Source organism: Pararhizobium sp. O133 (assembly GCF_051669845.1).
GTDB lineage: Bacteria > Pseudomonadota > Alphaproteobacteria > Rhizobiales > Rhizobiaceae > Pararhizobium.
In genome coordinates this window covers 1-12,514 of sequence record NZ_CP196426.1, presented here as the reverse complement: position 1 = coordinate 12,514, position 12,514 = coordinate 1, and the positions used below count along the sequence as shown (strand labels likewise).

General features: G+C 61.8%; 10 protein-coding genes. 8 read left to right on the top strand and 2 right to left on the bottom strand.

Annotated features, from left to right (window positions below; translation table 11 throughout):
- Positions 1 to 159 precede the first annotated feature (159 nt).
- The 7 genes from cpaB to ACST81_RS00020 are packed head-to-tail and all read left to right on the top strand — an operon-like array spanning position 160 to position 8,114.
- On the top strand, positions 160 to 975 hold the full coding sequence (cpaB, locus tag ACST81_RS00050; RefSeq protein ID WP_438750733.1) for a Flp pilus assembly protein CpaB: 816 nt from the start codon (positions 160 to 162) through the stop codon (positions 973 to 975).
- A gap of 20 nt (positions 976 to 995) precedes the next feature.
- The gene (locus ACST81_RS00045) at positions 996 to 2,510 is read left to right on the top strand and encodes a type II and III secretion system protein family protein (RefSeq protein ID WP_438750731.1); all 1,515 of its coding nucleotides are present in this window, start codon (positions 996 to 998) and stop codon (positions 2,508 to 2,510) included.
- A gap of 59 nt (positions 2,511 to 2,569) precedes the next feature.
- Positions 2,570 to 3,271, top strand: coding sequence for a CpaD family pilus assembly protein (locus ACST81_RS00040; protein ID WP_438753777.1), 702 nt, complete (start codon positions 2,570 to 2,572; stop codon positions 3,269 to 3,271).
- Positions 3,272 to 3,301: 30 nt separating this feature from the next.
- Entirely contained in the window at positions 3,302 to 4,591 is a 1,290-nt protein-coding gene (locus tag ACST81_RS00035) for a CtpF protein (RefSeq protein WP_438750729.1), read from the top strand.
- A gap of 31 nt (positions 4,592 to 4,622) precedes the next feature.
- Positions 4,623 to 6,095: a CpaF family protein gene (locus tag ACST81_RS00030; RefSeq protein ID WP_438750728.1), complete on the top strand. Its 1,473-nt coding sequence runs from the start codon at positions 4,623 to 4,625 to the stop codon at positions 6,093 to 6,095.
- Between the two features lie 8 nt (positions 6,096 to 6,103).
- The gene (locus tag ACST81_RS00025; protein WP_438753775.1) at positions 6,104 to 7,114 is read left to right on the top strand and encodes a type II secretion system F family protein; all 1,011 of its coding nucleotides are present in this window, start codon (positions 6,104 to 6,106) and stop codon (positions 7,112 to 7,114) included.
- A gap of 13 nt (positions 7,115 to 7,127) precedes the next feature.
- A complete protein-coding gene (locus ACST81_RS00020; RefSeq protein ID WP_438750725.1) occupies positions 7,128 to 8,114 on the top strand; it encodes a type II secretion system F family protein in 987 nt (328 codons plus the stop codon).
- A 405-nt stretch (positions 8,115 to 8,519) separates the two neighbouring features.
- On the opposite strand, the gene ACST81_RS00015 is transcribed toward ACST81_RS00020, so the two are convergent.
- Complete coding sequence (locus tag ACST81_RS00015) at positions 8,520 to 9,347, bottom strand: tetratricopeptide repeat protein (protein WP_438750724.1); 828 nt, start codon at positions 9,345 to 9,347, stop codon at positions 8,520 to 8,522.
- A gap of 142 nt (positions 9,348 to 9,489) precedes the next feature.
- Here ACST81_RS00015 and ACST81_RS00010 point away from each other — a divergent pair, with 142 nt between their 5' ends.
- Positions 9,490 to 10,881 (top strand): leucyl aminopeptidase family protein, encoded by a 1,392-nt coding sequence (locus ACST81_RS00010; RefSeq protein WP_438750722.1) that lies wholly within the window; start codon positions 9,490 to 9,492, stop codon positions 10,879 to 10,881.
- Between the two features lie 178 nt (positions 10,882 to 11,059).
- Here ACST81_RS00010 and dnaA read toward each other — a convergent pair whose 3' ends face one another.
- Positions 11,060 to 12,514: a chromosomal replication initiator protein DnaA gene (dnaA, locus tag ACST81_RS00005; protein ID WP_438750721.1), complete on the bottom strand. Its 1,455-nt coding sequence runs from the start codon at positions 12,512 to 12,514 to the stop codon at positions 11,060 to 11,062.

Below are 12,514 nucleotides of genomic sequence, written 5' to 3'. Positions count from 1 at the left end.
AACCAGACATCCCGGATGCGGCACACATGCCGCATTTTTTATGTGCCTTTGCGGCGCAAATCATTTGTTAACCACGAATGTAAGCGGTCCGTTAACTATAATTACACCAATTGCTGATCATTCTGCTCCAGGCATAGTCTCGGACTGCAGGGAAAGATCATGAAACCGGTGCGCGTTATTATTTTGGCAGTCGCCGTCGTCTCGGCAGGATTGGCCGGATTTCTGGCACTCAAGCTGACCGGTGGCAGCACGCCGATCAGTTCGGCCGAACCGGTTATCGAGCGCGAGCCGACCGTGAATGTCCTGGTCGCCAGCAAGAGCCTGCCGGTCGGATCCCGCCTCGACCCCGATGCGATCCGCTGGATGTCCTGGCCGAAAGATGGCGTGGTCGAGGGGCTCATCACCGAGGAGCTTCGCCCCAACGCGGTTACCGATCTCCAGGGCGTTGTCGTCCGCCTGCCGATCTTCAACGGCGAACCGGTCCGGGCTGAAAAGATCGCCGATTCGTCGAGCCGGATCATGTCCGCGCTGCTGCCGGCCGGCAAACGCGCCGTCGCCACCGAAATCACCGTTGCGACCGGAGCAGGCGGCTTCATCCTGCCGAACGACCGCGTCGATGTGATCATGGTGCGCAAGACGCCCGAAGGGTCTTTCCTCACCGAAACGGTTCTCAGCAACGTCCGCGTTCTCGCGATCGACCAGCAGATCGAGGAGAAGGAAGACGGCAGCAAGTCGGTGGTCGGAACGACCGCGACGCTGGAGCTGACCCCGGACCAGACGAAGGTCATGACGGTCGCCCAGCAGATGGCCGAACGCCTGTCTCTCGCCCTGCGCAGCGTCGCGGATGCACAGGAGCCGGATACCGCTTCGGCGGATTACCTGCTGAGCGGCGATGGCCGTCCGGCAATCCAGATCATCAAGTCGGGTTCCATCGTGAAGAGCGAAGAAGGCTCTTCCACGATGGAAGCGCAATAAAGTTTGAGCGGGAGCGGAACGTGAACCGGATCGGCAAGAAATTTCGTAGCTCTGTCGCAGGCAGCCTGGCCTTTTGCCTCGCCTTCTCCGGCATGCCCGCGCTGACATCCACCGCGGATGCGGCCTCCACATCGGTGGTGCGCATCGTCGATAGCGGGCCCGGCGTCAAGAAGACGGTCAAGCTGGGGCTGAACAAGGCTATCGTGGTCGATTTGCCGACCGATGCCCACGACATCCTTGTCGCCGACCCGACCCTCGCCGACGCGGTGACCCGCACCTCGCGGCGCATCTATTTGTTCGGCAAGTCGGTCGGCCAGACCAATATCTTCGTCTTCGGTCCGAACGGCGAGGAAATCGTCAGCCTGGATCTGGAAATCGAGCGCGATATTTCCGGCCTCGAAGCCAACCTGCGGCGCTTCCTGCCCGATTCGGACATCAATGTTGAAATCGTTTCTGACAACATCGTGCTCACCGGCACGGTACGCACACCGCTCGACTCGACTCGTGTTGTGGATCTCGCCAGGGCCTTCCTCCAGGGCGGTGAAGCGACGACCCGTAACATCACGGCGCAGGGCAACAATGGCGACGCGGATATCTTCGCGGAAGACCGCCAGCAGTCGCAGATCGTCAACCTGCTGAAGATCGACGGCGAAGACCAGGTCATGCTCAAGGTGACCGTCGCGGAAGTGTCACGTCAGGTCCTCAAGCAACTCGGCTTCAGCGGCTTCATCGGCAGCACCAGCGGCGAGGGCATCTCCTTCAGAAATCCGAGCAACCTCGGCAATGCCGTCAATGCCTTCTCCTCGAAGATAACGGCATCCCTCGGCAGCGGCTCGGGCATGTTCGCCAGCTATTTCAACGCCATGGAGCAGGCGGGCGTCATGCGCACGCTCGCCGAGCCCAGCCTGACGGCAATCTCCGGCAAGAAGGCAAGCTTCTCCGTCGGCGGCGAGTATCGGCTGCCGACGGAGCAGGAGGTCAACGACGAGGGCTTGCAGCGCACGGTCGAGACGGTCGAATATGGGATCGGACTGGATTTCACCCCGGTTGTGCTCGGTCCGGGCCGCATCGCGCTCGAAATTTCAACCGAGGTTTCCGAGCCGACATTCGAAGGCTCGGTTGTCAACGCCAATGCGATCGATGCACCCGGCCAGACCTATATGTCGATCCGTCGGCGCAAGGCGTCCACCAGCGTCGAACTTCCCTCGGGCGGTTCCATCGTGATCGGCGGTCTTGTGCAGGACAATATTCGCCAGGCGCTGTCGGGCCTTCCCGGCGCATCGAAGATTCCGGTTCTCGGCACGCTCTTCCGCTCCAAGGATTTCATCCGCAACGAAACGGAACTCGTCATCATCGCGACGCCGTACCTCGTCAAGCCGGTGGCACGCAGCGAGCTCTCCCGCCCGGATGACAATTTCAATCCGACCGACGATCTGTCCAGCGCATTTCTCGGCGAAGTCAATCGCATCTACGGCAACCGCCAGGCCGCCCCCGTCGGGCAGTACCATGGCAGTGTCGGCTTCATCTACAAATAGGCGGAACGGACATGACACATCAGCTCATCCTGAACCGCAATCCGGAAAGGCACTCGATCATGCGGCCAAACACCTTCAACGGTCCGGTTCGTCTCGCACGCATGCTGGCCATCGGTGCCGTCCTCGTCGCCGGCACGACGCTTGCCAGCTGCGCCCGTGACCCCAACACCACCGGTGCTCTTCCGGACGATTACCGCACCCGTCATCCGATCGTCATCGCCGAGGCGGAGCGGTCGATCGACGTGCCGGTCGCGTCCGGCGATCGGCATCTGACCAAGGGGGCCCGCGACGTCATTCGCGGCTTCGCATCGAGCTACAAGAACGATGCGTCCGGCGCGGTGCAGATCATGCTGCCGCAGGGCTCGGTCAACGCCCAGGCGGCCCAGGCCGTCCGCAAGGATATTCGAGGTGCCCTGGTCGGTGCCGGCATTCCCGCGACACGTCTGATCGAGGTCAGCTACCAGGCCGATCCGAACGGTGATGCAGCCCCGATCCGGCTGACCTACAGCGCCATTACCGCCCAGACGGCACCCTGCGGCAATTGGCCATCGGATCTCGTCGTGAATACGGTCCAGAACAAAAACTACGAGAACTTCGGCTGCGCCAGCCAGGCCAATCTCGCGGCCCAGATCGCCAGCCCGATGGATCTCATCGGCCCGCGCGAAATGTCGCCGATCGATGCTGTCCAGCGCGGTCAGGTCATCAGCGATTATCGCGGGATCCCGACTGGGACGGAAACCACCATCAACATCAACAATTGACGAATCCGGACGGTTTGACGGGATAGCACCATGAGCGCGATTGACTACAAGATCGAGACCGGAGCAAGGGACGCCGACGGCATCCATGATACCGTTCGGCCGAGCGACATCGATCATCTGCGGCCGCTGCCGCGGATATCGGTGCACGCGTTCTGCGAAACGGAAGGCTTGCAGCGGGTGATGGAGCGCTGCGGCCAGGACCGGCGGATGAGCAAGGTCAGCCTGCGCGTCAACAGCGGCACGATCGCCGCTGCCGCCAACATGTTCGCGACCGCGCCGACGCCCAACCTGATCATCCTGGAAACGTCGACCGAGCCGCATCTTCTCATGGAAGAGCTGGCGCCGCTGGCTGCCGTCTGCGATCCCTCGACCAAGGTTGTGATCATCGGCCGCTACAACGATATCCCGCTTTACCGTGATCTCATCCGCAACGGCATCTCCGAATATATCGTCGCGCCGGTCGCAATGCCGGACATTCTTTCCGCCATCGCCTCGATCTTCGTCGATCCGGAAGCCGAGCCGCTTGGTCGCAGCATCGCCTTCATCGGTGCCAAGGGCGGCGTCGGCTCCTCGACGCTCGCCCACAACTGCGCCTGGGGCATTTCCAACCTGTTCTCGACCGAAGTCGTGCTCGCCGACCTCGATTTGCCTTACGGAACGGCCAACATCAATTTCGACCAGGATCCGCCGCAGGGCATTTCCGAAGCCGTGTTCTCGCCGGAGCGGCTTGATGAGGTCTTTCTCGATCGTCTTCTGACCAAGTGCTCGGAGCGTCTGTCGCTGCTTGCCGCACCGTCCATGCTCGACCGTCCCTACGATTTCGACGCCACGGCCTTCCAGCCGCTGATGGAAATCCTGCAGCGCAACGCACCGGTTTCCGTGCTCGACGTGCCGCATCTCTGGAACGACTGGACGCGCTCGGTCCTTGCTGATGCGGACGAGGTGGTGATCACCGCCGTGCCGGATCTCGCCAATCTCCGCAACGCCAAAAACCTGCTGGATTCGCTAAGGAAAATTCGTCCGAACGACAAGACCCCGCATCTCGTCCTGAACCAGGTCGGCATGCCCAAGCGTCCTGAAATTTCTCCGGGTGACTTCTGCGATTCCCTGGAAATCGAGCCTGTCGCGATCATTCCGTTCGACACCGTCCTTTTCGGAAACGCGGCCAATAGCGGCCGGATGATTGCCGAAATCGACAAGAAGGCGCCGACGGCCGAAATCCTGTCGCAGCTCGCCCACCTGGTCACGGGCCGCGCGACGGCCAAGAAGGCCAAGAAGGGCGGCCTTGGCAAAGTTCTCGGAATGCTCGGACGCAAGTAACTGATATCGAAGCAAAGACCGGATTGAGCGCATGTTTGGTAAAAAAGGAAACGAAGGCTTCGGAAAGAGCGGCTCCATCAGCCCTCCCGTGCAGCAGCCCGTGCCTGCCAGCGTGGCCGTTGCCGAGCGGCCGGCCACGCCCGTGCTTGCCGAACCCGTGCGTGAAGCGACGCCGGTCACCCGCGCCCAGCCGTCGCCACCGCCGGTCCGCAAGAAGGCGGCCCGTACCGAGGATTATTACGATACGAAAAGCCAGGTCTTCTCGGCGCTGATCGATACGATCGACCTGTCGCAGCTCGCCAAGCTGGATACGGAGAGCGCGCGCGAGGAAATCCGCGATATCGTCAACGATATCATCACCATCAAGAATTTCGCGATGTCGATCTCCGAGCAGGAAGAGCTGCTCGAGGACATCTGCAACGATGTTCTCGGCTATGGTCCGCTCGAACCGCTTCTGGCGCGCGACGACATCGCCGATATCATGGTCAACGGTGCCGGACAGACCTTCATCGAAGTGGGCGGCAAGACCATCGAGTCGGAGGTTCGTTTCCGCGACAATGCCCAACTCCTGTCGATCTGCCAGCGCATCGTCAGCCAAGTCGGCCGTCGCGTCGATGAAAGTTCACCGATCTGCGACGCCCGTCTTCCAGACGGTTCGCGTGTCAACGTCATCGCGCCGCCGCTCGCCATCGACGGCACCGCGCTCACCATTCGTAAGTTCAAGAAGGACAAGCTGAAGCTCGACCAGTTGGTCAAGTTCGGCTCGATCACGCCGGAAGGTGCGGTGCTTTTGCAGATCATCGGCCGCGTCCGCTGCAATCTTGTCATCTCCGGCGGTACAGGCTCCGGCAAGACGACGCTTTTGAACTGCCTCACCGGCTATATCGATGAACAGGAACGTGTCATCACCTGCGAGGATACGGCCGAACTGCAGCTTCAGCAGCCGCATGTGGTACGTCTCGAAACCCGTCCGCCGAACATCGAGGGCGAAGGAGAGATCACCATGCGCGATCTCATCAAGAACTGCCTGCGTATGCGGCCCGAACGCATCATCGTCGGCGAAGTGCGCGGTCCGGAAGTCTTCGACCTGTTGCAGGCGATGAACACCGGTCACGACGGCTCGATGGGCACGATCCACGCCAATACCCCGCGCGAATGCCTGTCGCGTATGGAATCGATGATCGCCATGGGCGGTTTCACGTTGCCGGCCAAGACCGTGCGCGAAATCATTGCGGGCTCGATCGACATCATCGTCCAGGCTTCGCGCCTTCGCGACGGTTCACGCCGCATCACCCACATCACCGAGGTGATCGGCATGGAAGGCGATGTGATCATCACCCAGGATCTTATGCGTTACGAGATCGAGGGCGAAGACGCGAACGGCCGGATCATCGGCCGCCACAAGTCGACCGGTATCGGCCGTCCGCATTTCTGGGACCGCGCCCGTTATTTCAACGAAGACAAGCGGCTGGCCGCGACCCTCGACGCGATGGAAAAGGACTGATCACCTTGTTGTTCGGGATCGATATCACCATTCTGGCCATTGCCGGCCTTGTCGCTCTCGCCACGGCCGGCCTTGCCTATGGCATTCTGTTTACCCGCATCGAGACCGAAAAGAAGGCAGAGAGCCGGGTTCGAAAGGTCAAGTCGGCGGAAACCGACCGCGTCCAGGTCAAGGCGGCGCGCGACCGCATGAACGAAATGTCGAAGCGGCGCAAATCCGTGGCCGACTCGCTGAAGGATCTTGAGAAGAAGCAGCAGGAAAAGACCGCCAAGGCAAAGCCGACGATGAAAATCCGGCTGATGCAGGCCGGGTTGAAAATCTCCATCGCGCAATTCTATATCTTCAGCGTGATCTTTGGTCTTGTCGCCGGCCTGATGGCGCTGATCGCCGGCGCCATGCTGCCCATCGTCGCGGGCATCGTTCTGATCGGCATCGCCGGTTTCCCGCGCTGGTTCGTCGGTTTCATGGTCAAGCGGCGCTGCAAGGCTTTCCTCACTGAATTTCCGAACGCGCTCGACGTCATGGTGCGCTCCATCAAGTCCGGTCTGCCGCTCAACGATGCCATCCGGCTGATCGCCAATGACGGTCAGGAGCCGGTCAAGACGGAATTCAAGCGGATCATCGAGGCGCAGCAGGTCGGTCTCGGCATTCCCGAAGCCTGTGCCCGCATGATCAACAGCATTCCGTTGCCGGAAGTGAATTTCTTCGCCATCGTCATCGCCATTCAGGCGCAGGCCGGCGGCAACCTGTCGGAAGCGCTCGGCAATCTCGGCAAGGTTCTGCGCGAACGCAAGAAGATGAAAGCCAAGGTGCAGGCGTTGTCGATGGAAGCCAAGGCATCGGCCTGCATCATCGGCGCCTTGCCCTTCATCGTCGCTTTCATGGTCTATATGACCTCGCCGGAATACATGATGATCCTGTTCACCGACCCGCGCGGCCATCTCATCATGGGCTGCTCTGCCGTGTGGATGAGCATCGGCATCTGGGTGATGCGCAACATGATCAATTTCGATATCTAGGAGAGGGTCCTGCATGAGCGAGGGCATGATCAATACCCTGACCGATCCGAACGTCATCGTGGCCTTTCTGGTCGCCGTGGCGGTTCTGGCGACATTCTATTCGCTCGCCGTCCCCTTCTTCGAACGCGGCAACCTCGACAAGCGCATGAAGTCGGTCGCCACCGAGCGCGAGCAGATCCGCGCGCGCGAAAGGGCGCGTCTCAATGCCGAGGCTTCCGCCAGCAAGGCGTCGCTGCGCGCGCAGAACAATACGTCGGTCCGCCAGATCGTCGAACGCCTCAACCTGCGCAAGGCCCTGGTCGACGACAACACCGTCAACCGGCTGAAATCGGCGGGTTACCGCTCGCAGAACGCGCTCAACATGTTCCTCATCGCACGTTTCTGCCTGCCGTTCCTGTTCCTTGCCGTTGGCGCCTTCTATATCTTCTTCCTCGGCTATCTCGGCGAAAAGCCGCTGCCGATGCGGATCCTGGCAGTGATCGGGATCGGCTATGCCGGTTTCTACGCGCCGAACATCTTCATATCCAACGCCGTCTCCAAGCGTCAATTTTCGATCCGCCGGGCCTGGCCGGATTCGCTCGACCTGCTGCTGATCTGCGTGGAATCGGGCATCTCGATGGAACTCGCATTGCGGCGCGTGGCCGATGAAATCGCCGCGCAATCGCCCGCACTCGCCGAGGAACTGGTATTGACGGTGGCGGAACTCTCCTTCCTGCCCGACCGCCGCGTCGCGCTTGAAAATCTCGGCACGAGAACTGGACTGGATGAGGTGAAGTCGGTGATGCAGGCGCTGATCCAGGCGGACCGTTACGGGACGCCGATCGCGCAGGCGCTGCGCGTTCTCGCCCAGGAAAGCCGCGACCAGCGCATGAACGAGGCGGAAAAGAAAGCGGCCGCCCTGCCGCCGAAATTGACCGTGCCGATGATCCTGTTCTTCCTGCCGGTGCTGATCGCCGTCATTCTCGGCCCGGCCGGCATCCAGGTATCGGACAAATTTTGATGTGATTGCCCGCGGCGCCCGACGGGTCACCGGCTGGGCTTGTCCATCGTTGTTGAGCGGCATAAGGCGCCCGTCTCGGGCCTTATGAACTGAAGGATCATCCCTTCCTCCATTTCCGGTTCGCTCTATCTTTGGGAGCGAGCGCGGCGGCCTCGAATTGGGTTGATGTGCAGAGCCGCTGACACAGGGGGCAAGACATGCTACTGCAGGCGCCGCTCGACGGGGGCGGGGCTGGTCTTATGTCTTCAAAGCCAGGGGACGCATGCGGACGGCAGGCTCGCTGGCCTGCTTCAGGTTGATGCCCGTACTATCCGGGTTTCTTCCTGTGTTATCCAAATCGACGGTAGCTGCCCGGTCGACTGCGAGCCTCGATTTCGTCGGGGCGAAGCACTGACCACAAAGGACTCAGTTCGTTCCCTTGTCCTTGTCTTCCTTGGAGAGCTTCTGCCAAGCATTCTGCTGCGCCATGATCGAGCGGAGATATTTGACATTGGCCTCCGCCTGATCGGGCGAGAGTTCGGCGCTGGCGATCTTTTCCGCTTCCTGGAAGCGTCCCTGCAGGCCGACGGCAAGCGCCAGGTTCTGGCGCACGCTGCTGTTGGCGGCAGGCTGTTCCACGGCCGAGCGCAGATAGGTCTCCGCCGTCTTCAGGTCCTTGTTGAGCAGGTAGGACATGCCGAGATTGGAGAGCACGGTCGGCTCGTTCGGCTGGATGTCGAGAGCGTCGCGGTAACGTTGACGGGCTTCGCCGGCACGGCCGAGCTGGTCGAGGATCGCGCCCTCGGCCGATTTCAGGCGCCAGTCGGGACGGTCGGGCGTCTGCGCCCGCGTGATCGTGTTCAGCGCCTGCTCAAGCTGGCCGGCGGCGGCCTGCGACTTACCATAGGCGGCCAGAACTTCGCGGTCATTGGGGAAGTTGATCGCAACCTGCTGCATGACGGCGAGCGCCTGTTCGTTGCGGCCGGTCATGCGCAGCATGTTGGCGTAGTTCAGGCCCGCGGCGCGATCCTTGGGATTGCGTTCGTAAGCCTTGCCGATGCTTTCGGCTGCGGCTGCAAGTTCGCTGGAGTTCATCGACTGCACGGGCTTGGAGAACTGCGGCTGCGGGATCGATCCGGTCGTCAGTTCCTTCTTCTGCGAGGCGCAGCCGGCCATCGCCAGGATGATGATCGCGAGTGAAGCGCCCTTGAGGAGCCGCCGTGTCGAGACGGACAAGTGTCTGCGTGCAGTCATGGCCAATGCCCCTAAGCATTCGTTCCGAGCGCCACCCGCATTCCCCGGCGGATTCGGCGCAACCTTCACTCCAGCAATAATCTGTTAACCCTAACAGAGCGTTAATCGGGTGATTCTACACCGCTTCTTTCCAAGGATTTCCATGGCCCCGTATCAATTCATCGATCGTCCGTCTCCGTTCAACACCAGCGGCGGCAAGACGCTACCGATCTTTGCGGTGACGCCAGCCCATATCGAGCTCGGCACCATCGATCCGATCGCGCTGGATTGGGCGCGCAAGGCCGGTTTCAAGGCGGAATCCGGCGCCGTCCTGCTGGTGCCGTCCGAGGATGGTCAGCTCGGTGGGGCGCTGTTCGGGCTTGGGGCCAATCCGTCGGACGCGCCGTTCCTGACCGGTAAGCTGGCACGCACGCTGCCGGCCGGAAAGTGGCATGTCGAAACCGCGCCACTGACGGCTAATCGTCTTGCCCTTGGATATGGCCTCGGCTCCTACAGTTTCGAGCGCTACAAGGCGGCGGGTAAGGAGGCGCCGACGCTGATGATCCCGGCCGACGCGGATGCCGCTGATATCAAACGGCAGATCGCCGGCGTCTTCCTCGCCCGCGATCTCATCAATACGCCGACCAACGACATGGGACCGAACGCGCTGGAACAGGCTTTTCGCGCACTCGGGGAGCACTACAAGGCAACCGTCTCCGTCGTCACTGGCGACGATCTGCTGAAGCAGAATTTTCCGCTTGTCCATACGGTCGGGCGCGCCAGCGCCGAGGCGCCGCGCCTGCTCGAAATGCGCTGGGGCAAGAAGGGTCACCGCAAGGTGACGCTGGTCGGCAAGGGCGTCTGCTTCGATACCGGCGGCCTCGACATCAAGCCGTCGGCTTCCATGCTGCTGATGAAGAAGGACATGGGTGGCGCGGCCAATGTCATGGGCCTCGCGCTGATGATCATGGATGCCAAGCTGAAGGTGGACCTGCGCGTGCTGGTGCCGGTCGTCGAGAATTCGATTTCGGCCAATGCCTTCCGCCCGGGCGACATCTACCGCAGCCGCAAGGGCCTGACGGTGCAGATCGACAATACCGATGCGGAAGGCCGGCTGATCCTCGCCGATGCGCTTGCCTATGCCGACGAGGAGGAGACCGATCTCCTGATCGACATGGCGACGCTGACGGGTGCTGCCCGCGTCGCGCTCGGTCCCGACCTGCCACCGTTCTATACCGACGACGAGGAGCTGGCGCATGATCTCGGCGAAGCGAGCCTGACGGTCGACGACCCGATGTGGCGCATGCCGCTCTACAAGGGTTATGAAAAGGACGTCATCGCCCGCATCGCCGACCTCACCAACGCGCCGTCAGGCGGCATGGCCGGCTCGATCACGGCAGCACTTTTCCTGAAGCGCTTCGTCACCAAGGCGAAAAGCTGGGCCCATTTCGACATTTTCGGCTGGACGCCCTCCGAGCGCCCGCACTCGCCGCTGGGGGGAGAGGCGCAGGCGATCCGCGCGCTCTATCACCTGATCGCAAAGGGCAGGAAGTAGGGGTGGGGCGTCGCCCCGAATCTAAAAAAGAGCCCCTCCCCAACCCTCCCCACAAGGGGGAGGGGGCTAACGGAGGGCGCCGAACCTGCCGGGATAGAGCCGCGAAACGGCGATCTTGCTCGGTAAACTCCCTCCCCCCTGTGGGGAGGGTCGGGGAGGGGTCTTAAACCCGCCCCGATTATTCGTTGATCAGCCGCTTCAGAAGTTCGATCTCGTGGCTGAGCTTGGTGTCGCCGGTGATCAGGTCCTCGATCTTGCGCACGGCATGCAGCACCGTAGTGTGGTCGCGTCCGCCGAACCGGCGGCCGATTTCCGGGAAGGAGCGCGGCGTCAGGGTCTTGGCCAGATACATGGCGATCTGGCGCGGTTTGACGATGACGCGGGTGCGGCGGTTGGACACCAGTTCCTGGCGCGAGACGTTGTAATGCTTGGCAACGACCCGCTGGATGTCCTCGATGCGCACGCGGCGCGGCTCGCCGGCATTGACCAGATGGCCGAGCAGTTCATCGACGCGTTCGATCGACAGTTGCGGTTCGAAGGAAAGCCGGAACAAGAGCTGGTTGAAGGCGCCTTCGAGTTCGCGGCCGCTGGCGGTGATGTTGCGGGCGACATGGCTGAGGATATTGGCGGGAATATCGAGCGAGGGATCGTCCTGGCGGGCGACGTCGAGCCGGCGCTTGAGGATTTCGAGGCGCATCTCGTAATCTGGGCCTTCCATCTCGATGGCGACGCCGCCCTGCAGGCGCGAACGCACCCGCGGATCGAGCGATTCCAGTTCCCACGGCGCCCGGTCGGCGGCTACGACGACCTGCTTGGCGCTATCGAGCAGCATGTTGAGAAGATGACAGAATTCATGCTGGATCGACTTGCCCTGCAGGAACTGCATGTCGTCGATCACCAGCAGGTCGATATTGCGCAGCGTTTCCTTCAGCGACAGCGCGTCATTGTCGCGAATGGCGGTGGCAAAGCGCCACATGAAATATTCGGCCGTCAGATAAACAACGCGCGGCGCGCGCGGGCTCTGGATTGCCGCCGTGGCGATCGCCTGCAGCAGATGCGTCTTGCCGAGACCGACGGTCGAATGAATGAACAGCGGATTGAAGCGCACGGCGCCGGCGCCGGCTTCGGCGATCGTCTTGGCAGCAGCAAGTGCCACCCGGTTCGATGATCCTTCGACGAAGCTTTCGAATGTGTAGCGCTGGTCGAGCGGCGAGCCGAACAGAGGACCAGCCACCGGCTGTGTCTTCTGGAGGTGACCAACAGTCGCGGCGGCATGATGGGCGAGCGTCTGCGGCGCCGACTTGCGCGCCGAGGCGGGCGATGCCGTGTCGCCGGCATGACTGATCTGCGGCGCGTCGTCCTGAAGGCCGGGACGGGCATTGCGCGTGGCGGTGCGAACCAGGATCTCGACCTTCAAAACCTCTGGATCTTCCTGCTGGACGATGCTGGTGATCAGGTCGAGATAACGGTTGTTGATCCAGGACTTCAGAAAAGTCGTCGGCACGGAGAGCCGCACGACGCTCTTGGAAACCGAATGAAGCTTCAGCCGGCCGAACCAGCTGGCGAAGACATCGGGACCGACTTGGGCTTTCAGACGCGCACTGACCCGTTCGAAAAGCGCGTTCTGCTTCAT